The 23,150-nt window shown below is 68.2% G+C and carries 20 protein-coding genes and 5 pseudogenes; 10 read left to right on the top strand and 15 right to left on the bottom strand.

The window, feature by feature from the left end; translation table 11 throughout:
* Window positions 1-2 precede the first annotated feature (2 nt).
* The 9 genes and pseudogenes from ABT171_RS32970 to ABT171_RS32930 form a co-directional block, all read right to left on the bottom strand.
* Window positions 3-596: a GNAT family N-acetyltransferase gene (locus ABT171_RS32970; RefSeq protein ID WP_351250061.1), complete on the bottom strand. Its 594-nt coding sequence runs from the start codon at window positions 594-596 to the stop codon at window positions 3-5.
* Between the two features lie 74 nt (window positions 597-670).
* Entirely contained in the window at window positions 671-1,609 is a 939-nt protein-coding gene (locus ABT171_RS32965; protein WP_351250060.1) for a MerR family transcriptional regulator, read from the bottom strand.
* A gap of 161 nt (window positions 1,610-1,770) precedes the next feature.
* Window positions 1,771-1,890 (bottom strand): annotated as a pseudogene (locus ABT171_RS32960) (M15 family metallopeptidase); the annotation flags it as partial.
* Window positions 1,891-1,940: 50 nt separating this feature from the next.
* On the bottom strand, window positions 1,941-2,102 hold the full coding sequence (locus ABT171_RS32955; protein WP_351250087.1) for an HNH endonuclease: 162 nt from the start codon (window positions 2,100-2,102) through the stop codon (window positions 1,941-1,943).
* A gap of 215 nt (window positions 2,103-2,317) precedes the next feature.
* Entirely contained in the window at window positions 2,318-3,757 is a 1,440-nt protein-coding gene (gene ltrA / locus ABT171_RS32950; protein ID WP_351250059.1) for a group II intron reverse transcriptase/maturase, read from the bottom strand.
* A gap of 590 nt (window positions 3,758-4,347) precedes the next feature.
* Window positions 4,348-4,938: a M15 family metallopeptidase gene (locus ABT171_RS32945; RefSeq protein ID WP_351250058.1), complete on the bottom strand. Its 591-nt coding sequence runs from the start codon at window positions 4,936-4,938 to the stop codon at window positions 4,348-4,350.
* Between the two features lie 352 nt (window positions 4,939-5,290).
* Window positions 5,291-6,937: an allantoin permease gene (locus ABT171_RS32940; protein WP_351250057.1), complete on the bottom strand. Its 1,647-nt coding sequence runs from the start codon at window positions 6,935-6,937 to the stop codon at window positions 5,291-5,293.
* 320 nt (window positions 6,938-7,257) lie between these two features.
* Window positions 7,258-7,494, bottom strand: a pseudogene (locus tag ABT171_RS32935) (NACHT N-terminal Helical domain 1-containing protein); the annotation flags it as partial.
* Between the two features lie 487 nt (window positions 7,495-7,981).
* Window positions 7,982-8,704, bottom strand: coding sequence for a hypothetical protein (locus tag ABT171_RS32930; protein ID WP_351250056.1), 723 nt, complete (start codon window positions 8,702-8,704; stop codon window positions 7,982-7,984).
* A 178-nt stretch (window positions 8,705-8,882) separates the two neighbouring features.
* Here ABT171_RS32930 and ABT171_RS32925 point away from each other — a divergent pair, with 178 nt between their 5' ends.
* From ABT171_RS32925 to ABT171_RS32915, 3 genes are all read left to right on the top strand, one after another.
* The gene (locus tag ABT171_RS32925; protein WP_351250055.1) at window positions 8,883-9,038 is read left to right on the top strand and encodes a hypothetical protein; all 156 of its coding nucleotides are present in this window, start codon (window positions 8,883-8,885) and stop codon (window positions 9,036-9,038) included.
* 290 nt (window positions 9,039-9,328) lie between these two features.
* The gene (locus ABT171_RS32920) at window positions 9,329-10,225 is read left to right on the top strand and encodes a polysaccharide deacetylase family protein (RefSeq protein ID WP_351250054.1); all 897 of its coding nucleotides are present in this window, start codon (window positions 9,329-9,331) and stop codon (window positions 10,223-10,225) included.
* A 545-nt stretch (window positions 10,226-10,770) separates the two neighbouring features.
* Entirely contained in the window at window positions 10,771-11,421 is a 651-nt protein-coding gene (locus ABT171_RS32915) for a hypothetical protein (protein WP_351250053.1), read from the top strand.
* A 1,096-nt stretch (window positions 11,422-12,517) separates the two neighbouring features.
* On the opposite strand, the gene ABT171_RS32910 is transcribed toward ABT171_RS32915, so the two are convergent.
* Window positions 12,518-12,970, bottom strand: a complete 453-nt coding sequence (locus ABT171_RS32910; protein ID WP_351250052.1) for a winged helix-turn-helix transcriptional regulator — start codon at window positions 12,968-12,970, stop codon at window positions 12,518-12,520.
* Between the two features lie 100 nt (window positions 12,971-13,070).
* On the opposite strand from ABT171_RS32910, the gene ABT171_RS32905 reads away from it, so the two are divergent.
* A complete protein-coding gene (locus ABT171_RS32905; RefSeq protein WP_351250051.1) occupies window positions 13,071-14,354 on the top strand; it encodes an MFS transporter in 1,284 nt (427 codons plus the stop codon).
* 231 nt (window positions 14,355-14,585) lie between these two features.
* On the opposite strand, the gene ABT171_RS32900 is transcribed toward ABT171_RS32905, so the two are convergent.
* The 3 genes and pseudogenes from ABT171_RS32900 to ABT171_RS32890 form a co-directional block, all read right to left on the bottom strand.
* Window positions 14,586-15,554, bottom strand: coding sequence for a TniB family NTP-binding protein (locus ABT171_RS32900; protein ID WP_351250086.1), 969 nt, complete (start codon window positions 15,552-15,554; stop codon window positions 14,586-14,588).
* Window positions 15,555-15,628: 74 nt separating this feature from the next.
* On the bottom strand, window positions 15,629-17,734 hold the full coding sequence (locus ABT171_RS32895; protein WP_351250050.1) for a TnsB C-terminal domain-containing protein: 2,106 nt from the start codon (window positions 17,732-17,734) through the stop codon (window positions 15,629-15,631).
* Window positions 17,731-18,414: pseudogene (locus ABT171_RS32890) on the bottom strand (TnsA-like heteromeric transposase endonuclease subunit); the annotation flags it as partial. The pseudogene ABT171_RS32890 and the gene ABT171_RS32895, both read right to left, overlap by 4 nt.
* Between ABT171_RS32890 and ABT171_RS32885 the strand changes: the two are divergent.
* Entirely contained in the window at window positions 18,407-18,559 is a 153-nt protein-coding gene (locus ABT171_RS32885) for a hypothetical protein (RefSeq protein WP_351250091.1), read from the top strand. The pseudogene ABT171_RS32890 and the gene ABT171_RS32885 sit on opposite strands and share 8 nt — an antisense overlap.
* Window positions 18,560-18,575: 16 nt before the next feature.
* Window positions 18,576-19,940, top strand: a complete 1,365-nt coding sequence (locus ABT171_RS32880; RefSeq protein WP_351250048.1) for a hypothetical protein — start codon at window positions 18,576-18,578, stop codon at window positions 19,938-19,940.
* Window positions 19,941-19,983: 43 nt separating this feature from the next.
* Here the strand turns inward: ABT171_RS32880 and ABT171_RS32875 are convergent.
* Window positions 19,984-20,177 (bottom strand): annotated as a pseudogene (locus tag ABT171_RS32875) (DUF6192 family protein); the annotation flags it as partial.
* A 235-nt stretch (window positions 20,178-20,412) separates the two neighbouring features.
* Between ABT171_RS32875 and ABT171_RS32870 the strand changes: the two are divergent.
* The 4 genes from ABT171_RS32870 to ABT171_RS32855 all read left to right on the top strand — a co-directional run bounded on the left by ABT171_RS32870 (window position 20,413) and on the right by ABT171_RS32855 (window position 22,060).
* Window positions 20,413-20,709, top strand: a complete 297-nt coding sequence (locus ABT171_RS32870; RefSeq protein WP_351250047.1) for a hypothetical protein — start codon at window positions 20,413-20,415, stop codon at window positions 20,707-20,709.
* Window positions 20,625-21,104, top strand: a complete 480-nt coding sequence (locus ABT171_RS32865; RefSeq protein WP_351250046.1) for a hypothetical protein — start codon at window positions 20,625-20,627, stop codon at window positions 21,102-21,104. The genes ABT171_RS32870 and ABT171_RS32865 overlap by 85 nt, the downstream gene beginning before the upstream one ends.
* 147 nt (window positions 21,105-21,251) lie before the next feature.
* The gene (locus ABT171_RS32860) at window positions 21,252-21,710 is read left to right on the top strand and encodes an SRPBCC domain-containing protein (RefSeq protein WP_351250045.1); all 459 of its coding nucleotides are present in this window, start codon (window positions 21,252-21,254) and stop codon (window positions 21,708-21,710) included.
* Window positions 21,707-22,060 (top strand): ArsR/SmtB family transcription factor, encoded by a 354-nt coding sequence (locus ABT171_RS32855; protein WP_351250044.1) that lies wholly within the window; start codon window positions 21,707-21,709, stop codon window positions 22,058-22,060. Before ABT171_RS32860 ends, ABT171_RS32855 begins: the two co-directional genes overlap by 4 nt.
* Before the next feature lie 7 nt (window positions 22,061-22,067).
* On the opposite strand, the pseudogene ABT171_RS32850 reads toward ABT171_RS32855, so the two are convergent.
* Window positions 22,068-22,908 (bottom strand): annotated as a pseudogene (locus ABT171_RS32850) (IS5 family transposase).
* Between the last annotated feature and the right edge of the window lie 242 nt (window positions 22,909-23,150).

Raw genomic sequence — 23,150 nt, 5'->3', positions numbered from 1 at the left:
CCTCAGCCGGTCCGCAGAAGCCGGAAGGGTCTCAGGCACGCGCGCCGTATGTGCAGGTGGCCCTCGCGGGGGAAGGAGGGCGGTGCCGCGGGCAGGAGGGTGTCGAAGTCGTAGCGGCTCTTCTGTGCGACCCGGCACGATGCCGGGTTGTCCACCTGGTGGAGGAGTTCGAGACGTTCAAGACCGTCGGCTTCGAAGGTGTCGAGGGCCCAGCTGGTGAGTGCCTCCAGGGCGCGGGAGGCTACTCCCCGGCCGCGAGCGTGTGCCGCGGTCCAGTAGCCCACTTCGGCCGCCGGTTTGCCGGAGGTGACTTCCTTGAGGACCACGTTGCCCACCAACTGTTCGCGAACTGAGTTGGGTTGTTCCTCAAGGACGGCGAAGCCGAACCGGTTCCCCGCTGCCCAGCCCTGCTGCTGAGCCTGCACCCAGCGTGTCCCGTCGGCGTCGTCGTCCACGACAGAGCTCGCCCACTGGCGCAGTGCCCGGTCCCGGCTCACCTCGACCAATGCGGCAACGTCCTCCATGCGCCAGGGGCGAAGGACGAGAGCGGGAAGGACCGGCGACGCGGTCACCTGAAGGACGACCGGGGCACTCATCAGCCGGTCATGTGTGGTGGCGTTTTCACTCGACGCCGGCCGCGTCCGCCCCATGCCTCTTTGCGACCGCCCCGTCATTGCTGTGTCCGGACGCGCAGGGCCTGGACGGACCAGTCGAACACTGGAGCCAGACTCTCCGGGGCCGGCCAGCCGTTGACCACCGCGAGCAGCTGGAGATATCGCTCCCTGCGGGGGTCGCTGATGCTCTCCAGCCGAGTCGCCAGTCGGCGGCGAAGCTCGATGTCGTCGGGGCGGCCGAGGAGGTGCGCGTAGTGCGCGGTGAAGGCCGCGACGATCGGATCAGCCTGGGGCGAGGCCGGGTCGATGCCGGCGGTCAGGGCCGGGCCGGCCTGGTCACGGACTTCTGCGGCGATGTCGCGGCGCGGGCCCCGCATGTCGCTTCGGGCCCGCTCGGCCGCCTGGTCCTCGGCCATCCGCCGCACGGCGGCGCGGAAACCCGGGTCCAGGGACATTTCGGCCAGTTCCACCCACGCCTGGAGCTGTTCTGCCTCCGGGTTGTCGGGCAACTCGGGGGTCATCGAGCGCATGACCCCCGCGAATGCGGGGTCGGCGTCAAGACCGCCGAAGACGGCGTCGAGGAAATCGCCGATCAGGCGTCTGCGTTCGTCCTCGGAAAGCTGGGCCAGCCGGTTCATGAGTTCCGTCTCCTCAGGTGTGGACCCGCGCTCGGCCACTGCCGTCAGCACCGCGCGCCGCAGGCGCAGGACGCGGATCTGCACTGCCAGTGCTTCGGCGTGCGCCGCGGCGACCTCGGGAAGCGAGAGCTCGCGGTCCACGACCTTGCGGATCGTCGGAAGGTCGAGTCCCAGCTCGCGCAGGGTCCGCACGAGGTCCAGGCGTGCGACGGCGTCGATACCGTAGAGGCGGTAGCCGGCCGGGCTGCGGTCGGTCGGCGCCACGATTCCGCGATCGGAGTAGAACCGAATGGTCTTGACCGTGAGACCGGTCCGTCGAGCCAGTTCACCGATCGAGTAGAGCGTGTCGCCGTCCATGTCCCCACCTTCGTGTCTCCCCCTACGGGAGACTCAAGTCCCTTCGCCTGCCGGCAGGCAACCACTCCTCATCCAGACGTCGTGACAATTCCTCTTGCCGACCAGGGCGGGCGGCTCGCTGTCGGTACGCTGCCCGGGCCGGAACAGGAGGTCTTGGTCGGTCAGTTGCGCGAGCCGAGCTCCTTGGGGCCGTAGAGCGCCGTGGCGTTGCCCGTGAGCAAGGCCCAGTAGCGGTCCCCGAAGGACCAGTGCCACCGTCGGGTAGCCGGGGCCACGTTGCCGTGGCCCCAGCCCCCTCAGAACCGGACTTGCAACTTTCATCGCATCCGGCTCAAGCAAGCCCCGGAGGGCTTCGCAGGATTGCAGATTTAGGGGTCCTCTTCCCATCGCCTGCATGGTGTTGACGATGACATTCGGAGTGCACAAGGCGGAGATTGGTTCGTTCATCCGAGCCGCCGTCGCGCCGGTATGTGAAGTGATGCTTGTGGAGCATCTTCTTCGACGCCGAGAACCAGTCCATCCACTCGCGTGGACTGTCTGGCTCATACTCGGCACCGGCGATCAGCGCCTGTTTGCAGAGCGGGCATACCCCTCTCTGCCGAGCGGCCAGGTAGAGACTTGTCCTGTCCATCGGAGGAGGCGCTTGCTTGCGACGACGGTTCTGCCAGTAGCCGATCAGGCTTGGGTCATCCGGGGATGCCCCACCCTTCACAAGCTGGTGGCGAGAGATGCTCGTCCAGACAAATTTTTTGGGAGGTAGGCACCGTTACTCCGGTTCCCGAACACCCAGTTGTCTTGCCTGTGTTGATTGAACCTGCCGTAGTACCGGGCTGTCACCCAGTTCCGCGACTTCCCTTCGTGGCTGCGCCTGGCCCATCGGTAGGTCAGCCGCCACATGTACGTGTCCATCGAGTTGAAGACTTTCGATGACGCCACTGACCGGTAGTAGGCCGTCCAGCCTCGAACGATCGGGCTGAGCTTCATCAGCACGGCTTCGATGCTCGCCCCTCGCAGGGCAATCATCTCCTTCCGTAGCCGTTCCCGGAGCCTCTTGCGTGCCGCCACGCTCGGTTTGATGATCAGTTTCCCACTCAATCTACGCACGGTGAATCCAAGGAAATCAAACCCATCTTCCAAGCGGACGATGGAGGTCTTCTCTTCGTTGAATTGAAGACCCCTTGGTGCCAACCATTCTGTAAGTCGAGCCTTGACCTGACGCGCCTGTTCTTCGTCACAGCACAACACGACGAAGTCATCGGCATATCTCACGAGCACCGGGTGGCCAGGTACAGCACCGGGAGACTTCCCGGCCCTGACTGTGGCGTACCGGCAGCCGGCGGCCTGCTCCATCCCGTGTAGAGCAACGTTCATCAGGAGAGGGCTGATTACGCCACCTTGAGGTGTTCCTTCTTCTGTCGGAGCGAATCGGCCTCGGTCGATCACGCCAGCTTTGAGCCACCCACGGACGAGTCCCCTTGCAGGGAACTCGCCGAGCATCGCCATCAGATGGTCGTGATTGATCCGATCGAAGGCTGCTGACAGGTCGGCATCCAGTACCCACCGGCGGCTCGGGTTGTGGCCCTTCACCGTCCAGAAGATCGCCGCTACCGCATCCTGACAGCTGCGGCCCGGGCGGAAACCGTAAGACTTCGGCTCGAACCGCGCTTCCCACTCGGGTTCCAAGGCGTTCTTAACGCGCGCCTGGAGGATCCGGTCACGGATGACCGGGATACCGAGCGGCCTCTGTTTCTCGTTGCTCTTGGGGATGAACACGCGTTTGACTGGCCTGGCTCTCCAGGGTTCAGACGACTGATGGATTTCGTCCGCCAGCCTTCCTCGCTCCTTGGGAGTGATGGCCTGTTCCCCATCGATTCCAGGGGTCTTGCGCCCCTTGCTCTGCTGCGTGACACGCTTCACGCTCACCAGCGTGTTGCTGTGACTCCGCAGCATCAGCTTCTGCAAGTTTCGGACCTTCTTCAGATCCCCTTCCTGCGTAGCCTTGAAGATCCGCTGCCTCAGTCGTCGTACGTTCTTCTCGCACTCGGCCCAGCTGATGCTGTGCCAGTCGACGTTCACGCCTTCGGGTCCGTTCGCCGTCGGCATGGAAGCAGCAGCGGTCGCCTTGGCCCCCAATTTCGCCTCCCGCATCTAACTTGCCCCTCAGTTCGGACTACCTTGCTGCGGTGAGTTCAAAGGCTCACCTGATCCACGTGGGCTCCCTTTCGGGCCGAGCCATGGGGCTCGTATCCGGCGAGTTATGCGAAGACAGATGAAGGTTCCGTCCCCGGTTTCCTCTGACCTTTCGGTCCACCGGCATTTGCTTCTTGGATCATCCTGTTCCCGCCAGGGAGTTCCGCCTTCCTTGCGGTCGGCTTACCAAGCCATGACTTGGACCCTGTCGGGGTTACCACGTTCCACACCAATAAGATTCGGCTGGGGTGGGCGCCCCCTTGCACTCCGGGACCGACGGTGTCCTCCCACCGAGCAGAATTCCCCGGTGGTCGCCTGATGCATTGCAGCACCTGGTCCTTAAGCCGCCGATTGCAAACCACCAAGCGGCTTTACCCTTACGAAGCATCATCGAGGGTTCACTTGCGTTCGCCCGTCCAGCCTTCCCCTTCGCCTGTTGCTTCCCGATGGCCGGGACGCTCTTGGGCTTGACGCGCTCAGCTTCACACCCCGCCGTTACCAGCGACGCATGTGAGCGTGGGGACGAGCCTTGGACACTGGCTCGGAGTTCAGCCGTCGGGTACCTCCTTCAATTGGCTGTCCTCACTTAAATTGGTGCGACTTCGTGTCGCACACTCCGTGGGGTAGTTCACCAGCCCTGCGGCCGTGAGCACGGTGCCCAGCAGCTCCCGGTTGGCGCGGGCCTCCTCGCTGATGTTCGGGGCGTGGGTGTAGCAGGCGCCGACGCTCTCCTCCGGGTCCGCGTTCATGCGCGTGCCCAGGTCCAGCTCGTTCCCGTCGGCATCGGCGAGGGTGAGGTCGACGGCCGCGCCGGCGCTGTGCGGGGCGATGCCGGGGGGTGACACGTACCTGCTCGCCGCCGAGTGGATCTCCTGGGAGGACCAGCCGGGGTGGGCGGCTCGCAGCTGGCCGGCGTACTCCTCGAAGTACTCCCGCTGGAGGGAAGGGGGCCGGTACCCCTCGACGAACAGCAGCCGGATGCCCGTCGGGAGCATGGTCTGTGCCGTGAGCAGCCGCTCCAGCACGCCTTCCCGCAGGTGGGCGAAGGCGTCGGCCGGGTCCTGCTTGCGGGTGTCGACGAGCAGACGGCCGCCGAGGCGGACGTCCACGAGGCGTTCGCCGGACTCGGTCACGGGCACGGCGGCGACCTTCGGGCGAGGAAGGAGGCGGCAGCACGTCGTCCGCCTCGCCGACCGTCTCGAAGAGAGCTCGAAGTCGACCACGTCGACCAGCGACTCGACCGCCCGCGGTCTCGGTGTCGCTGGTCTGGCCGTCGGCGTACTGGGTCTGGCGGCGGCGGGGTTCGCCGTCTTGCGCAGCCGCTCCGCCGGTCGCGGTCCGAGTAGCGGGCTCAGCAAGAGGTCGTGTGGACACGTACGCGTCGGCACGACCTCTCTGCGGCTCCGAATACAGGTGACGCCGTCTCCTTCGTGCCGCGCCACATGCGCGTTCCGGAATTCGGCTGCCCACACACCGCAGCCAGGCCGCCGGCTAAGCAGTGGAAGGCAGCACGTGGTCGCCGACTTTGTCTGTGCTCAGGCACAGGGAGCAGACGGCCGCGTCGTGTGTGGCGCAGGCGGTCAGGTCCGGGCGTTCGTACGGCTGGTGGCAGACGTGGCAGTCGAAGGTGAGAGCGCTCGGGTTGCCGTCCGCATCCAGCAGGGGCTCGTCCATGCCGTCGTCGGTGCGGCGGAGGTAGTACTTGCCCTTGGTGACGATCGCCATCAGCGGGGTCAGGGCGAAGGCGATGACGGCGGCGGCGACGGGGGAGTACGGCTGGAGGGTGTCGCCCAGCAGGTGGAAGTACATGGCGATCGACAGGCCGGAGGCGGCAACGAAGGCCACGACGCCGACCGGGTTGACGGGGTGGAGCATGCCCCGGCGGAACTCCGGCTGGAGCGGGGAGAGCTTCAGCAGGTACTTGTTGACGCCGATGTCGGTGGCGACGGTGACCACCCAGGCGATCGCGCAGTTCGAGTAGAAGCCCAGGATGCTGTTGAGGAAGCTGAACATGTCGGCTTCCATCAGGGCGAGCGCGAAGCCCAGGTTGACCAGGACGAAGACCATGCGGCCGGGGTAGTGCCTGGTGACTCGGGTGAAGGAGTTCGTCCAGGCGAGCGAGCCGGAGTAGGCGTTCGTGACATTGATCTTGATCTGGCTGATGACCACCAGTGCCACGGCGAGCGGGATCACCATCCAGGACGGCATCATCGCGTCGAAGGCGCCGCGGAACTGCTGGATGGGCTCGGTCGCGGCGGCCGGCCCGACCTTGGCGAGGATGTAGACGGCGAGGAAGACGCCGATGGCCTGCTTCAGCGCACCCAGCACCACCCAGCCGGGGCCCGCCATGACCACGGCGGTCCACCAGGTGCGCTTGTTGGTCTCGGTCTTGGGTGGCATGAAGCGCAGGTAGTCGATCTGCTCGCCTATCTGGGCGATGAGTGAGAGGCAGACGCCGGCGCCGAGTAGGACCGAGGCCGTGTTGACGCCGCCGCCGTCCGTGCCGGCGTAGGCGAGGAAGCGGTTGACGGTGCCGGGGTCGGTGCCGATCAGGTAGACCAGCGGGACGACCATCAGCAGCAGCCAGATCGGGGTGGTCCACACCTGGAGCTTGCTGAGCGCCTTCATGCCGTAGACCACCAGGGGGATGACCATGAGCGTGGAGATCAGGTAGCCCAGCCACAGGGGCAGCCCGAGGCCGAGTTTGAGGCCCTGGGCCATGATCGAGCCTTCGAGGGCGAAGAAGATGAAGGTGAAGCTGGCGAAGATGACGCTGGTGAGGACCGAGCCGTAGTAACCGAAGCCTGAGCCGCGGGTGATGAGGTCGAGGTCGATGTTGTAGCGGGCGCCGTAATAGGCGAGGGGGAAGCCGGTGATGAAAATGACCATGGCAGCCACCGCGATGGCAACGAGGGCGTTGCCGGTGCCGTGCGCCAGGCCGATGCCGGCGCCGATGGAGAAGTCGGCCATGTAGGCGATGCCGCCAAGGGCGGTGGTCGCCACGACCATGGGGGTCCAGCGTCGGTAGCTGCGGGGAGCGAAACGGAGGGTGTAGTCCTCCAGCGTCTCCCTGACCGCCTGGTCGGCGGCGGCCTTCGGCGCGCCTGCCGTTTGGGTTCGTGACTCGGTGGTGCTCATCTCGCGCCTCCCGATGATGCTGGTGCGGGTGCCTCTGTGGGAGGGAAAGCCCCGCTTGGCGTCATCGGCAGCACGGGGGAGCCCACGGACCGTCATGCGTTCCGTTCGGCCGTGTATACGACTCTGATCCCACGGCCGGTCACGCTAGAAAGCGGTCGTTACCGTCGGTGCCCGCCGTCGTGAACGCGAAGTTTCCGAGAACTCACCTGCTCCGTTCGGTGTTGGTTCACCCCGGTGGCTCGACGCCACTCGGAAGAGGCGGGGCTGGACGTCGCTTGCGATGGTGGCGGCCTTGTCCATGTGGACTCGTGCCTCGGGGTTGGTGAGCCAGGGCGCTCGCCGGGTGAGTCGATGGCCTGCTGAACCAGGTACTCGGCGAGCTTGTGCACATCCTTCTCGCCCAGCGTGTGCTTCTCGCCGCGGAAGGAGACCAGGTCTTTCAGCCTCACGGGTCTGTCGACCAGGCCCGCGCCAGGCCCCTCTGCTACGAACAGTCTTTTGATCAGTGAGCCGACCAAACTGGAGGCGAGTTTCCCGCCGAGTACCACAGGCTCCATCCGACACCCCCGTGCATTCTGGGTACGGCGGCACGGGGCTTGGCCGTCCAGTACCCGGGCCGCCCCGCTGGATCCTGGCCGGACGTCTGTGGCGTCGGTCACGGACAAACCCGTCCGCCCAAGGGGCAGTCAAGGCGGAAACGGACACCCATCGGGTCTGGCCGTCAGACCGCGGACAAGGGGTGCTTCCTCACGGTGGCTCCAGCTCGTGCGTACATCGGCGTGCGGGCCGGACGACCGCCGACCCGGCCAGCATGCCGGAGGAAGGAAGAAACAATGCCCACATACGACCGACCCGCCCACTACCCCCGCTCCGTGCGGCCGCCATCGGGGAGTTCCACCCGCCGCGCCCTCGCCGCCCGGCCCGGCCGCGCGCCTCATGTTGACTGCTGGGCAAGCCCTGGTGAGGCCCTGCCGTCGGCGCGTGCGTTCCCACTGCCGAAGCCACTTCCGTGCCCGGCACCCGCACACCCGTCTTTCCCCCTTGTCACCACGGGTTTCCGGGCCCTCGCCTGCTCGTCACAGCCCACTCTCTCCGCTTGTCCTTGAGTTGGTTGTCGGTGGTGGGGGAGATCATCGGGCCCGGGGGCCCGGTCCCCTCCACGGCCGGGGGCCGACGCCCGGCCGCTGGCTGGTCGCGGACGACGGGAGGGCGAGGCTGATGGCGGGCAAGCGCAAGGAGAACGAGGCGGGATCGAGCAACGACCTGCGCGCGGATGTGCTGCGCGTCCTCGGCGTGCTGAAGGTCGCCACCGCCGACCAGATCCAGCGGCTGTCCTCGCCGCATCTGACCTACCGGAACACCCTCAAGCCGACGGCGGTCAAGCAGAAGGAAGCCCGGACCGCTTCCCACCGGGCAGCGGTGAACGACCTTCGGCGCCACGGCCTGGCCGCCGACGGCGGCCGTACGCGGCGCGGTGAGGAGACCCGGCTGCTCACGAAGGACGGTCTGGCTGCCGCCGCGATCGACCTGGACCGCGAGATAGAGGAGATCGGCAGCGCCCGCGCCGACGTCGTCCTGACCGGCCCCCGAGGCCGGGGTGCCGCTGCTGTTCGTGTTGACGAGCAGTTCCTCGCCGCCGAGCAGCAGCACAAACGCATCGTCGCGTTCTGCCGATCCGCGGTCATGCCAGCGTCCTTGCCCAGCTCGGATGCCGTCCGTGGCCTGCGCGGCATCGACTTCTTCCTGCTCTCGCTGCGACGACTGCAAAGGGTGTGCGAACTCGTACCAGGAGCGGGCTCCCCCACGGGCTCTCTACGCCGGGTCATGGCGACGTTCGACGGGCAGGTCTCGCCGGTGACCAGCGGGCACAACGCACTGGAGCACCCTGGATGCCACCGCCGTTATCGACAACGCGGGATTTGGCTGCGGCCTTGGGGAGGACAGGGTGATCATCACCCACAACGGCACCCTACTCGACGCCATGACACTGTTCATCGCCGCCCAAGACGTACATGCGGCCATCCGGTTCGTCGTCGATCCGATTGCGGCTGCAGACGTCTACGGTCAACACCCGATCATCGTCCTACCTGGCTCTGCCTGATTTTTGCCGCTGCCTGCGGTCGGCTGGATTGGATGACCCGGCAACTCGATTCGGCGACAATGGATTTCGCGATCCACGGCACCAGCCGCTGTGCGTCGCGCCATGAGGAACATACGGCCGACCCCCAGAGACAGCCACTGGCCTCGCGATTGCGGCAGTCACCGTCTGGTGCCCGATTCTGGATGATCTCTTACCGCCGTCTTCACGGCCGCCGATGGTCCGGTGCGTACGGTTGCCGTCGTGGTGGTCGTCGGTTGCGGCGGCCTTCGATCAGGTGGGGGAGTGAGCGGATGACGGCTGGTCGCCGTGCGGTGATGGCTGCCCTGGCGGGAGGGCTGCTCGCCGGTTGTGCCGGCCCGAAGAACGACAATGGTGCCCCCGCCTCCTCCGCCGCGCCGGAGAAGGGCGCGGGCCCAGCGGCCCGGCCGCCCCTCGCTTCCGTCCCCCCGGCCACGGCCTCCACCGCGCACTCTCCCGCCACCCGCGCGCAGATCGTGGCCCGCTACGGGCGTAGCGTGCCGCGCACCTGGGGCTTCGACGCCCCGGGCGTAGTGCACTCCTTGCCGCCCACCACGCGCGACATCGCGCTGACCTTCGACGCGTGCGGCGGCCCGGGCGGCAGCGGCTACGACCAGGCGCTCATCGATCTGCTCCGCGCACGGCACATTCCGGCGACCCTCTTCCTCAACTCCCGCTGGATCGACGCCAACCCGGCGGCATTTCACCGACTGGCCGCCGATCCGCTCTTCGAGATAGCCAACCACGGCACCCGGCACCGCCCGCTGTCGGTCACCGGTCGTTCCGCATACGGCATCCCCGGTACCCGCGGTGCAGCAGAGGTGTACGACGAGGTCGCCGGTAACCAGGCCAAGCTGACCCGCCTGCTGGGCGCCCCGCCGCGCTTGTTCCGGTCCGGGACGGCCTACTGCGACGACGTCGCGGCACGTATCGTCACAGACCTCGGGGAGCGCTTCGTCAGCTTCTCCGTCAACGGCGACGGCGGCGCCACCTTCACCGCCGAGCAGGTTTACACCACCGTGGCCTCCGCCCGGGCCGGTTCCATCGTCCTGTGCCACATGAACCACCCCGAGGGCGGTACGGCACGGGGCATCGCACGCGCCGTCCCGCACCTGCTCGCCGGCGGTCACCGCTTCGTCCGCATCTCGGACGCCCTGAATCGGCCCTGACGTGAGCCGGCGGAGCCGGAGCGGCGTACCGAAGGTGACCGGTCCTCGCGCGAGGTGACGGAGTCCAGGTGCCCACGCGAGCCGGTCGACGCGGCCGACGGGGTCAAGGCGTGCGTCAAGCCTCAAACACCCCACCTCGTGAAAGCGCGAGGTTGGCTCGGGCTCCCTGAAAAGGCATATACCGCGGATGTGCCCAGACCGCGGGGTTGCCCGAGGGTTCCCGCTGTTGCCTGGCCGAAGCGGCCGGTCAGCTCGTGCCACAAGTACGAGCCTGCCAGCGCCTCTTGCAGCGAGTTGACGAACCGTACTGCCTCGGGAGGCACGGCCGCCGGGGCCCCGGCCAGAGCGTCGACCCTGGCAGTCAGCAGACCGAAAGGCACACCATGTCCGGCTCCCTGATTCCCGGTGTATCCGGGTTTGACGGCATTGGCGAAGACGCCATGCGCAGGACCGTGAGGAGGCGCAGTATCACGTGTCGCGGTCGGCGTCCGGTCGCGCTGATTTTCGTTGGTCTTCTTCGGTGTCTTGCCTGTACACCACGTTGCATGGGGATATGGACCGATGCCTTCATTGCGCCTGCCGAGCCGGTTCTGCTGTCACGGGAAGAGTTCGGTCAGCTCGTGGTCGACCTGGCGCGCGAGCGTGTGGTGTGCACGCCCTGGGCGCTGCTGGCGGGCGAGCTGTGTGTCAACGCGAGTTTGAATTGGGGGAGCGTCAGTGGACAGGCCCGCTGGGACGACGCTGAGATCGGTACCGTCCTGCATTCTGAGGAGTACCCCGAAGGCCTGCGGGACGACGATCCGCCACCGTGGGGCGACTCGCATGAGCGAGCCCGTCTGCTGGCCCGTGGCGAGGCCATTCTCGACGTGCTGGCAGCCCTTGAGCAGGCGTCGTACGGGAAGGAGGACGTCGCGGTCGTCTTCTCCCACCTCGACTTCACCAACCGGGCGATCGTCGACTACTTCCAGTACGAGGACAAGCGCACGATCCTCGTCGCCTTCGCCCTGGCCCACCCGCAGAACCGGCCCCTGTCCACGAACGACGGCTGGAAACCCCATGGACCGGTGCACTCTGTGCGCACGTGCCTGGTACACACCTTCAAACGCGCGATGGACGACGGTCCGCTTCCGCCCCTCGCCTCCATTGCCACCCGGCATTTCGGTCCTGCCCTGGTCAACGGCGAGACTTGGGGCTGAGTAGCGTTCTTGCCTCTGTCGCGGGTCTGGGTGTGGCACGCCACCGCTGGCCACCGGTTGGCTGGGGCACGCGTCGGCCTCCGTACCGGCCGAGCCGCTGCTGGTCCCGGCCATGGCACCGAGGCTGGGACCAGCAGGTCGACGGACGACGAGAATCAGCTGCGCCGGTCAGCGCTGCTGGATCCACTAGATGGTCCACCCGGTCGCGCTCGCGCCCAGGGCGCCCTTCGTTCTCCCTGCCGACGCGGGGGCGTTCCGGCGGGCGCCCAGGCGACGGGCCGTTAGCCGGCTTCGGTCTGGTGTCCTTGCGGGGGTCGGCGGGACAGCCGGGCGCGTGGCCGCGCAGGAGCGCTTTGTGGCCGGTTCGGTGGGTGTGGTCGGGGTCCCGGTCGCGCCCGCCGACGATTTTGGATCCATGGACCGAGTGGTCCTTCAGGGTTGGGGAGTAGGAGAACTTGATGAAACCCGTCCCGACGCCCGGACCAGACGCGCCCCCGCCGTGTACCGCGTACGTCCGCGTCTTGTCGCTACTGCGGGCGGGCTGCTGTCCGAGCACGGGGGACGGGTGGAGCGGCGGTGGCGTTGCGTCAGCCGGTCGACCTGTTCGGCGAAGGTCCTGCGGGCGTACGACTTCCTGTCGCGGAAGACGCGCCGTACCCGCAGGCGAACGACCAGCTTCTGTCCGGCCGGGGGCCGGTCGGACAGGCTGTGTCGGTAGGTCGAGTGCACTCTGCGTCTTCGCCATGGACAGCTGGGGCAGCAGGGAGGTCGTCCGCAGGCCGCAGCATCCACGATCAGCACCGCAGCGGTGACGCTCGTGCCCTCCAACTGCACATCGATCCCGGAAACGACACGTCTTCGGTCGAGGAGGTCCCCATGATCGAGGACTGCCCCGAGTGAACGTTCTTGCATTCACGCTCTGGCCTGGGCTTTCACGGAACTGCGGTCAGAACCTGAATCCCCCCGCTGGGCGCTCGGGTTGTCCTGGAAGTTGCTCGGTTTGATGTGCCAGGCGGGCACGCGCTGGCCGGCGGATGGACGCGGCATGGGAGGTTGCCGCTCGGGCGGCGTGCCGGTGCCGGGTCTCCGGCTCAGATCAGTGGGTGGTGATCTTGTGGATGGTGGTGTCGTCGGGGTTCAACCGGCGCCCGTCCGCAGACAGCACTTCCAGTGGGCGCAGGCGCTGTCCCTGGCGGCGGTCGACCAGCTCTGAGTGGGGTTCGCCGGGGTCGAAGAGGTTCTGTTCACCCCATTGCCGCAGTGCCACGATGACGGGGAAGAGCGCCTTGCCTTTCGGAGTCAGTACGTACTCGCGGTAGGCGCTGCCGTCCGAGGCGGGTACGGATTCGAGGACGCCGCCGGCGACCAGGGTGCGCAGACGCGCAGTGAGGATGTTCTTGGCCACGCCGAGGCTGCGCTGGAACTCTCCGAAGCGCCGGCTTCCGTCGAAGGCGTCCCGCACGATCAGCAGGGACCACCAGTCGCCGATCGCGTCCACCGACCGGGCGACGGGACATTCGCTGTCGTCGAAGCGCGTCCTGCTCACCATGGCGTCCCTCACTCCCACTCTGGTTGCAACATGCTACCAGGGGGGGCTAGTGTCGCCACTGGTATCAAGATGCAACCGGATTCGTGGAGGGGCGATACTGATGGCTGACAGCGGTGAGGCTGTGACACCAGGGATCGCTGCCCGAAGCGATGAAGGTTCCGCGTCCGTCCTGTCCCGTGGCGTCGTTCTGCTGTTCGCTGTCGCGTGCGGTGCCGCGGTGGCCAACGTCTACTTCTCCCAGCCGCTCCTGGTGACGATGGGTCACGACCTCGCCATGAGCCCGGCACTTGTCGGCAGCGTGGTAACCCTCACTCAGGTCGGATATGCGCTGGGACTCTTCTTTCTCGTGCCGCTGGGCGATGTAGCCGACCGCAGACGGCTTATCGTGGCCCACCTGCTGCTCCTGGTGGTGGCATTGGCCGTGGTAGCCGCCGCCCACACGGCGGCGGTCCTGCTCGCGGGCATGGCCATGGTGGGGCTTCTCGCGGTGGTCACGCAGACTCTGGTGGCCTTCGCGGCATCACTGGCCCCTGCGGCCGAGCGCGGACGGGTCGTCGGTCTGGTCACCAGCGGCGTGGTCACCGGAATCCTGCTCGCCCGCACCGCATCCGGCCTCCTGGCCGATCTCGCGGGCTGGCGCTCCGTCTACCTCTCCTCGGCGTCGCTCACCGCTCTGCTCGCCCTGGTCCTGTACCGGGTGCTGCCGCGCCGCAGTGGCGCTCAGCCGGCACCTCTGGGCTACGGACAGCTCCTGCGCTCCACGATCACCCTTTTCGCGCGGGAACGACTGCTGCGGCTCCGGGCCCTGCTCTGTCTGCTGGCTTTCGCCGCCTTCAGCACCCTGTGGAGCAGCATCGCGCTGCCGCTCAGCGAGGCCCCCTACTTCCTGTCCCACAGCGCGATCGGGGCGCTGGGGCTGATCGGTGCCGCCGGCGCCCTGGCCGCGACCGCGGCGGGCCGCCTGAACGACCGCGGACTCTCCCGGTGGACCACCGGCATCGCCCTGGCGTTGCTCCTCGTTGCGTGGTTGCCCTTGTACTTCACTCGCAGCTCGCTTTGGGCCCTGGTCGTCGGGGTGATCCTTCTTGATCTCGCCGTGCAGGCGGTCCATGTCACCAACCAGACGCTGATCTACGCGCTGCACCCGGACGCGGGCAGCCGGCTGATCGGCGGATACATGGTCTTCTACTCGATCGGCAGCGCCACCGGTGCCATCGCTGCGACCTCCCTCTACACGGTGGGCGGCTGGAACGCCGTATGCGCACTGGGTGCCGCCTTCAGCTGCCTCGGGCTCGTGCTGTGGGCGTTCACTCGACACGGCATCCCGGACCCCGCCGCCAAGGTCACCTCTCGCAGCGAAGACCGGCACCCCTCGGGTGGGTGATGCTGCAAGCGCCACTGACAGGCTGCCCCGCCCGGGCACCGAACGGGCAGCCAGGTCCAGCTCATTGATGTCCTGTCGCTCGTTGAACTTCTGACGCTCGGAGGGGGGTTTGTTGGGGTTGTGTCGTGTGTGCTGAGTGGGGCCGGGCTCGTTGTGGGTTTCGCCAGCGTGTAAAGGCTCGGTTGGTGTTTGTGCTGGTCAGCGCTGTTTTGCCTGGTCGGTGGGTGGGGGTTAGCGGCTGCGGGTGGGGCGGTTGTGTTGTTCGGCGAGGTGGTCGAGTTGTACGGCGTCGAGGGTTGTTTTGGTGATGCGTTCGGTGCCGTCGTGGATGGCGGTGATGGCTGTTTGGCGGATGAGGCGGGTGAGGGATCCGATGCGGCCGGCGGTGCGCTGGTGGAGGTAGGGGGCGTGGCGGGGGAGGGTGCCGGGTTTGTGGTGGTGGAGGTCGAGGGCGTTTTCGATGTCGGTGATGACGTCGCGGAAGGGTTGGCGGGTGCCGTGGCGGGCGGGGAGGGGGCCGCAGGTGATGAGGGTGGCGCGTCCGGCGAGTTGGGCGCCCCGTGTCCCGCTGAAGAGGGGGGTGTCGGGGAGGTTGATGCCGGCGTAGACGAAGGTGGCGGCCAGGCGTTCGGTGAGGTCTTTGAGGAGGTCGGCGGCTTGGGCGCCGGTGGTGGTGCGGGGGTTGAGGCGGTGGATTTCGTCGATGAGGACGAGTTGGACGCCCGCTTGGGTGTAGCTGTGGCAGACGGCGTCGGTGATCTGGGTCTGGGTCATGCGGGTGGCCACGGGGATGCCGAGGTAGCGGGCGAATTCGGTGATGAGGGATTTCGCGGTGGCGCCGGGAGGGACGAGGACGTACGCCACGGGTGCCGCGGCGTGGGCTGATCCGGGCGGGGGCGGGTTTTTGCGGATGTGGGCGAGGTGGCAGGTGCGGCCGACGTTCAGCAAGGCGGTGGTTTTCCCGGCTGCGGCGGGTCCGGTGACGATGAGGGAGGGCCGTGCGGTGGTCTGCTGGTGGCGGCCGAGGATCATCAGGGTGCGGACCTGGGTGGCGAGCTGGCTGATGGCGGGGGTGCGGATGGTGACGAAGACGGAGTGGTAGGCCAGGCGTTCTTCGGTGCTGCGGGGCGGGTCGTCGGGCTGGGGCGGGGCGGGCGGGTCGGTGGTGGCGAAGCGCTGCCAGCCCTGCCAGGTGGTCAGGGACCAGGACGGCTCGGCCGCATCACTGTCGCCGGCGCCGACTGGTGTGCTGCCCGCACTCTGCGGGTTCGGGTTCACCATCTGTCGGCTTCCTGGTGTGCGTCGTAGAGCCCGAATCCGGTGGCAGGGGCGGGGCTGGAGTCGCCGTCGGGCGCGTCGTCGAGATCGTCGATGCTGTCGTCCTCGCCGTGCTGCGCCGACTCGCCGGTGGTGGGGTCGGTGTCGTGCTGCGGATGTCGGGCGGCGGGGATCGACGCTGTGGTGGCGCGGGTGACGAGAGCTTGTTCCGCCTTGGTGGCGTGACCGGTGGTCACGCGGCGCATGAGCTGGTCGAGGGCGTCGGCGAGGCCGGCTTCGTAGTGCTCGGCATCATCGTGGTTGCCGTGTACGGCGAGGGTGCGGATGTGCTGCCAGGTGTGGTCGTTGAACGGCTGGTGGACGTGGTCGCGGTGGATCCAGGGGATCTCGGTGAGGTCACCGTCGGGGAGGCGGATCCAGATCTGGCGGACGTCGTGGGGGTTGTAGTGGATCTCCCATTTGCCGCCTCGGCCAGCGTGGGGGGAGGGCTGGCCGCGGTAGGGGGCGAGAAGGTCCGCGTCGTAGGTGCGGTGGTGGATGCGGATGCCGGAGGCGGTGATGGCCTGCCAGCGCACGGGCAGCAGTTCGAGGTAGTCGCGGCCGGTGAGCGGGACGGGGACGTGTCCGGCGACGGCGACGAGCGCGGCCCACATCTGGTTCGGTGTGAGGGCTTTGCGGGGCATCATCGGGTGGCGCAGGCCTTCGTGGGGGCGGTGGTGGTAGTGCACCAGCCATTCGTCGAGCAGGTCTTGGAGCTGGGCGACGCTGTAGCAGGCGTCTTTCTCGGTGTCGGGGCCGCGGCGGGTGACGTCGGATCCGGTGTAGCCGGGCAGGTGCTGGCAGAACAGTGCGTTGATGGTGCCGAAGGTCCGCTCGACGATGCCTTTGGCGGTGGGTGCTTGGGGCGGGGCGGGCTGGACGCTGATGCCGAGGTGCTTGCAGGCGGCGGTGAAAGCGGCGGAGACGAAGACTTTGCCGCGGTCGACGACGATCGTCTCGGGCAGGACGACGGGCCGGGCCGCAGCCCCGGCCAGGCGCTCGTCCAGCGCGGCCAGCCGCTGGTGGGGGAGTGCGGGAGCGTGTTCCATGCGCAGGATGTCCGGCCAGGTTGGCCGGGCGGGGTGCGGGACGGCCATCTCCGCCAGCAGCAGGGCCGCGTCGACGGCCTTGGTCGCGCTCGGACACAGCACGGCGGCGAGGACGGCGCGGGTGGCGACGTCGACAGCGATGGTGAGCTCGGGGCGGGCCAGGCGTCCGTCGTCGAAGAGGGTGAGAACGTCCAGGCGGGTGGTGTCGACCTGGACCTGTTCACCGGGCCGCAGCGCCGTGGCGGGGGTGAAGGCCCGTCCGTCGTAGCTCGCGGGGGTCTGCCGGACGGGCCCGGTGGGCAGCTCGCCCGGTCGGGCCAGGGCGGTGACCAGGCGGTACAGCGTGGCCTGCGACGGCGCGGGCACGGTGCCGGGGCCGTGCCGGTCCTGAAGGATCTGGTTGATCAGCGGGAACAGGCCGTTGACGGTGCCCTTGGAGCGGCCGCGGCGGCGGCGCAGCGCCTCGCGGACGGCAGCGACGACCCGTTCGTCGGCCCGCCCGGTAGGGCTGGAGACGCGGGTGGTGCGGTGGTCGAGCAGCCCCCACAGCCCCTGTTTGCGGTAGGCAAGTCGCATGCGCTGCACCGTGGTGCGCGACACCCGGCCGAACCCGAGCGCGGTCAGCTCCTGCGCCTTGGCCTGCTCCCGTTCAGCCAGCGTATGCCGTGCAGGGTCGTACTGCGTCCGCACCGTCCCTTCGCTGCCGGGCCCGCCGGGCAGTCCGCACTCGACTTCCCTGACGTGCCGCTGCCACGCCAGCGCCTTCTCCCGTGCTGCGGCGGGGGCGGTCTCGAACAGGCCCCACTTCGGGGCCGCCTGGGGCACGTCGGCCCCGATGACGGTGAAGCCGGGGTCGGCGAACAGGTGCCCGGCCAGCACAGCTTCACCTCCGCCGTCCGGGCCGACGAGATGGATGCTCTGCCCGGCCAGAGCGACGACCTGCCACGTCACATCCCGGAAGCGGACGCGCGTTCCGGCCTTCACCGCCGGACGGGCATCGCGCCGCGCGCTCACCCGGCATCTCCCGACCTGCCTGCAATTTCCGCGTCCCGGGGACCGACCAGGACACGCTCGTGCAGCGGCGTGTCCAGGCAGGCCGCCAGATGTCCGTGCCACAGGGCGTGGAAGACCACGGGGAGGACCTCGACCGGGTCACCGGCCGCGATGGCGCCTTCGAGCAGCGGCCGTGGCCGCGTGAACGCCTGAAGGACCGCGGGCATCAGACCGAGGCGGCCGGCGTTACGGGGGTGGCGGTAGCCGGCCAGCCACTTCAGGTTCGCCGCCGCTGCCTCGTCCAGCGGGGCGAGCCGCCGGTAGGTCCAGCCGATGTGCGCGCACGCCTGCGCCACCGCTCGGGCGGCTTTCACCGCCCGCTCGCCGCCGGCCTCCGGGTGGCTGGAGCAGTCCGCGAGCAGCGCAGTGCCGTCGGCACGGCGGGCGAAAAGCTGCGGCACCCAGGAACGCACCTGCCCGCGGGGATTACGCCAAAGCAGCCGCACGGGCCGCCCCGCCAGGCCTGTCACGTCCGGGTCGCGGTCCAGGACCATCAGCTGGACACGCATCGCTTCCGACCCCGCGGCCACGTGCCGTCCGGTGGTCACCGACCACCACAGGCCCGGCCCCCAGCGCCGCCCCGGGACCACCGGGAACGCCGACACCGGCGCCAGTTCCTCGAACGCCACGGTCATGGCGGCCTTTCTCTCCGCCCGCCCGGAGTTCATTGGCCGTCCAAGGCAGGTCAAGCGCCTGCTTACCGACAGCGCCACAGACCTCGGCCGGGAGCGGTACGCCCAGGGGGCGGGCCTGGTCGACCTGATGCGGATGCTCGCGAATGTCTGACGAAGGAGCAAATGCCATGACACGACTGGCGACCAACGAGCCGGTGTGGGACCTCGAGTTCGACGAGAAGGGCCAGCTGGCGGCGCCGGCCGAGGGAGACTTCCTCGAAGAGGTGACCGCCGAAGGTGTGGACGACCTCTTCATGTTCAGCCACGGGTGGGGCACGTCAAAGGACAAGGCGCGCGCGCTGTACGACGAGATGTTCCCAATGATCCGGGAGGCCGCGACTGGGCTTGCGGGCATCAGCAACACCGGGTTCGCTGGCATCTACTGGCCGTCCTTGTGGTTCCCGCCCACGCAGGCGACCCCTCCACCAATGGCTGCCGCGACACAGGCTGGCAGCGGTGATGTAGTCGATCTCAACGCCGGGACAGCAGCACTCTCCGGGACGGAGATCGCTACGTCCCTCCAGCCGGGCTTCGTCGATCCGGTACAGCAGCAGGCGGTGTTGGAAATCGGCCGGCTCATCGACGAGGGGGAGAAAGCAGTTGGCTCGATTGAGTCCGACACACAGAAGGAAGAACGGCTGCGCCAGATCCACGAGCTGCTGCAGTCACTGGTGCCGCTGGCGCCCACTGGAGAGGTCGAGGACTCGGGCGAGACCGCCCTGCTGCTGACCGCCGAACCGAAAACGGCATACCAAGCCGCGGCCGAGGCATTCGGCAGCGCTCCGCCGGACTCCGCGACCCAAGGCATCGGGGACTGGTTCAGCCACGCCATCAATGGCGCGAAGGACGCCATGCGAGTGCTCTCGTACACGATCATGAAGACCCGTGCCGGCGACATCGGCCGCCGCGGACTGGGGCCGCTGCTTGAGACCCTGCACAGTCGGTCGCCCGCCGTGCGGGTCCACCTCATAGGTCACAGCTTCGGCGCCCGGCTGGTCTCCTTCGCCTTGTCCGGCATCAGCGCACGCGCAAACAGTCCGGTCGCATCACTGCTGCTCCTGCAGGGTGCCTTCTCTCATTGGTCCTTCGCGCACGCGAAAGACAACCCCTTCGGCAGCGCGGGCGCCCTGAACGCCTTCGCAGATCGGGTACACGGCCCCCTGGTGGCAACCTTCAGCGTCTTCGACTGGGCAGTTGGCGTGTGGTATCCGAAGGCCTCCTTCCTGGCCCAGGAAGACGCACAGGCCAAGACCGCGGGGCGCTGGGGTGGCATGGGCGCCGACGGGTACCAGGCAGTGAACCCGTCAGACGACCGTGAGATGCCGGCCAATGGCAATATGAACTACGAGTTCACTCCCGGCACCTTCTACCGGGTCAACGCCGCTAGCGTTATCAACAATGTGCAGGGAGAACCCTTCTCCGGCGCGCATTCCGACATTCGCAAGCGCCCCGTAGCAGCGCTCGCTGCGGATGCCGCCGCAGCGCATGCATAGGTGAGACGCCGCCGATCTGCGCTCCGAGGCGCGTGGCACTGCCCTATTCGCCTTGCAGGAGGCGGGCCAGTTCGTCGTCGACGTCGACCTTGCCGGTGTCGACGGCCGTCTCGATCCAGTCGAGGGTGGCGGACGCGGGCGACGTTCTCGTGGAGGATGACGCGTTCGTCGTCGCCGAGCTGCCGGTCGCGCAGGCTCGACGATGCCGCCGGACGCGGCGACGAACGAGTGGCAGGCGGCCTTCCCCAAGCCCGGTCGGCAAGCGTGGCGCCGAACTCCTCTACCGCGTCGGCGACCTCAAAAAGTGGGCTCGCAATCGACCCCGTGTCGCGTCCGGGACGACCGACCTCGACTGACCGCCCCGGCCCCGTCCGGCGGCCGCGCACCGGGACCTGTCCGGTCCGGCCGACACCATCCCGAGCACTGGAGAACACCCGGTTCACCAGGCACAGCACAGAAGAGGAACACCACGATGACGAACACGACCGCGCTCCCGAAGCTGCTGCGCCTCACCGACCCCGGCCTGCGCCAGCAGCTTCAGGCGCTGCCCGACTCCGCCGCACTGATCGGTATCAGCACCGACGGCCGGGCCATCCCCGTCGACATCGACGCCGCCCCGCACATCCTGGTCTTCAGCAGCGCCGGCGGCGGCAGCACGACCATCCTGCGCACCCTCACCGCCCAGTGTTCCTCCACCAGGGCGCCCACGCCCTGGTCCTCGACCACACCCGCATCGCCCACCTCTGGGCGAGGAACCTGCCGACGGTGACGCACCGCGGCAACGTCGCCGGCATCCACGACGCCCTGGTCGGCCTCGGCTCCGAGCTGGAGCGCCGCATCGCCCTCGACGGCGACCTCGACGGTGTGCCGCGGCTGATGGTCGTGATCGACCGGGCCGACGCCACCCTGCGGCACCTCGCCCGCTACTGGGAAACGTTCCGGCAGAAGAACGACCCGAAGCGGTCCCCGGCCATCGCCGCCCTCGATCGAGGCCGTTCTGTACGAGGGGTGTGCGGCCCGCAACCACGTCATCTACGACGGACCCGCCACCGTCGGCGGTCGCCTCATCCCCGGTGCCCGCGAGCAGGTCTCCACCGTCATCCTCGCCCGGGTCAGCGCCGGCATGTGGCAGCGGCTCGCCCCGATAGTCGACCCCGCCTCTAAGAACTCCTAACGGAATGGGTGCGTGGCAGGTGCTCGAAGCTTGCCGGGACCCAGGCGGCCACTTACTCCATGCGCAACCGATCGGTTGCGCGTGCGCCTTCGGATGTGCAACCTTTGGGTAGCGCATCCGGATGAGATGAGGTTGCAGTGGTCCCCAACACGATCGAACGCGCCATCCTGATCAATGCCTCCAGGGAACGGGTCTGGTCCGTGCTGAGCGAGCCCGCTTTCCTGGGCCGCTGGTTCGGCGATGGAGAGCCGGTCAAGATCGACCTGCGGCCCGGCGGTCTCCTGGTCTTCGACCACGGCATCCACGGCGTCATTCCCGCTCGTTTCCAGACAGTCGAGCCTCCGCGCGTCCTGTCCTGGCGGTGGTCTCAGGGCGCGGCAGGCGAGGAGCCGGACGACTCGAACGCCACTCTGGTCGAGTTCACCCTGACCGAAGACGACTCCACGGGAGGCACCCGGCTCACCATGGTCGAAAGCGGCTTTGCGTACCTTGGGCTGCCCACGGAGGAGGTCATCGACCGGCACCGCGCCAACAGTCAGAACTGGCCCGGCAAGCTTGACCAACTGCGCGCGGACTGCGAACAGACCACGGCATGACCCGCACCAGCGAGGGCGAACGGGCCCCCGATGACGTCCTGGTGGCCCTGGCCGACCCGATCCGCAGAGAGGTCCTGACCGTCCTTGCCCGCGAAGGCGGCGCGACCTCGACGTCCCTGGCGGCAAGCCTCCCCATCACCCGCCAGGCGGTGGCCAAACACTTGGCCGTCCTCGACCGCGCCGGACTGGTTCGCGCCCACCGGGTCGGACGCGAGGTCCGCTACGAAGCCGAGCTGCAACCACTGAGGCGGACAACGCGGTGGATGGACACCCTCACCGCCCAGTGGGAGCACCGCCTCAACGCGATCAAGGATCTGGCCGAGGGGCCACTGAGCCCTGAACCCCCGTAGCGCCGCTTCAAAGGCCCATCGCAGTGCGGAGTCTTCTCCAGCAGATCAGTGCGCATCCCAGGGTGAGGAAGGCTTCGTGGATGTCGTCGCGTATCTCCCAGCGGATCCGCAGGCGGCGGAAGCAGTGCAGATGGGCGAACGCGCGCTCCACGACCCAGCGTTGCGTGCCCAGGCCGGAGCCGTGCTCGGTGCCGCGGCGGGCGATCAGCGGCTTCACGCCGAGGTCCCAGACCAGACGGCGGTACTTGTCATGGTCGTAGCCGCGGTCGCCCAGCACCACGTCCGGGCGGCGCCGGGGCCGGCCGCGCTTGCCCCGCACGGGTGGTACGGCTTGGAGGAGCGGGATCAGCTGGGTGACGTCGTTGCGGTTGCCGCCGGTCAGGGTGGCGGCGAGCGGGATGCCGGTGGCGTCGGTGATCAGGTGATGTTTACTGCCCGTCCTGCCCCGGTCGACAGGGCTTCGTCCTGTCTTTGGTCCCCCTTTAACGCCCGGATGTGCGAGCCGTCGACGGCCGCCCGGGAGAAGTCCAGGGCGTTCGCGCCGCGCAGCTTGGCAAGGAGGGTCTCGTGGAGCCGGGGCCACACCCCGGCCTCGGTCCACTCGGCCAGGCGGCGCCAGCAGGTCATGCCCGAACCGAAACCGAGTTCCTGCGGCAGGTGTTCCCACGAGATCCCGGTGTGCAGCACGAACAGGATGCCCTGGAACACCAGCCGGTCAGGATGCCGCTTGCGCCCGGGGTGCCGGGTCCGGCGCTCGACCCTGGGCAGCACAGCGGCTCGATCACCGCCCACAGTTCGTCGTCGACCTCCCACGGCTTCGGCCGCGCCACCCCGCACCCCCTGATCATCAGTCTGTGAGTGATCCAACCACGTCGAAGATCATTTCGTTAGGAGTTCTAAGAGCAGCCGGCTCCCGGGCCGTGTCCACGTCGTCCAGAACGACGACGCCCACCCCGCCCAGGTGCCGCTGATGACCGACGCCGAAGCCGCCGACTGGCTCACCACCACGGCGGCCGGGGAGATCTGACCCACGTCCGGACACACCACGGGCCCCGGGGAGTGAAGACATACCCAGGGCCCGGTGTATGGA

It is taken from the genome of Streptomyces sp. NPDC001851 (genome assembly GCF_040297165.1).
GTDB lineage: Bacteria > Actinomycetota > Actinomycetes > Streptomycetales > Streptomycetaceae > Streptomyces.
Note: the sequence above shows the minus strand (reverse complement) of the source record. Positions and strands in the feature narration are given on the sequence as shown.

Bases quoted from the DNA above. Each gene is read 5' to 3' on its own strand.
- ABT171_RS32970 (WP_351250061.1), bottom strand. From the start codon at position 596: ATGAGTGCCCCGGTCGTCCTTCAGGTGACCGCGTCGCCGGTCCTTCCC.
- ABT171_RS32965 (WP_351250060.1), bottom strand. From the start codon at position 1,609: ATGGACGGCGACACGCTCTACTCGATCGGTGAACTGGCTCGACGGACC.
- ABT171_RS32955 (WP_351250087.1), bottom strand. From the start codon at position 2,102: ATGCTCCACAAGCATCACTTCACATACCGGCGCGACGGCGGCTCGGAT.
- ltrA (WP_351250059.1), bottom strand. From the start codon at position 3,757: ATGCGGGAGGCGAAATTGGGGGCCAAGGCGACCGCTGCTGCTTCCATG.
- ABT171_RS32940 (WP_351250057.1), bottom strand. From the start codon at position 6,937: ATGAGCACCACCGAGTCACGAACCCAAACGGCAGGCGCGCCGAAGGCC.
- ABT171_RS32920 (WP_351250054.1), top strand. From the start codon at position 9,329: ATGACGGCTGGTCGCCGTGCGGTGATGGCTGCCCTGGCGGGAGGGCTG.
- ABT171_RS32915 (WP_351250053.1), top strand. From the start codon at position 10,771: ATGGGGATATGGACCGATGCCTTCATTGCGCCTGCCGAGCCGGTTCTG.
- ABT171_RS32910 (WP_351250052.1), bottom strand. From the start codon at position 12,970: ATGGTGAGCAGGACGCGCTTCGACGACAGCGAATGTCCCGTCGCCCGG.
- ABT171_RS32905 (WP_351250051.1), top strand. From the start codon at position 13,071: ATGGCTGACAGCGGTGAGGCTGTGACACCAGGGATCGCTGCCCGAAGC.
- ABT171_RS32885 (WP_351250091.1), top strand. From the start codon at position 18,407: ATGGCGGCCTTTCTCTCCGCCCGCCCGGAGTTCATTGGCCGTCCAAGG.
- ABT171_RS32880 (WP_351250048.1), top strand. From the start codon at position 18,576: ATGACACGACTGGCGACCAACGAGCCGGTGTGGGACCTCGAGTTCGAC.
- ABT171_RS32870 (WP_351250047.1), top strand. From the start codon at position 20,413: ATGACGAACACGACCGCGCTCCCGAAGCTGCTGCGCCTCACCGACCCC.
- ABT171_RS32855 (WP_351250044.1), top strand. From the start codon at position 21,707: ATGACCCGCACCAGCGAGGGCGAACGGGCCCCCGATGACGTCCTGGTG.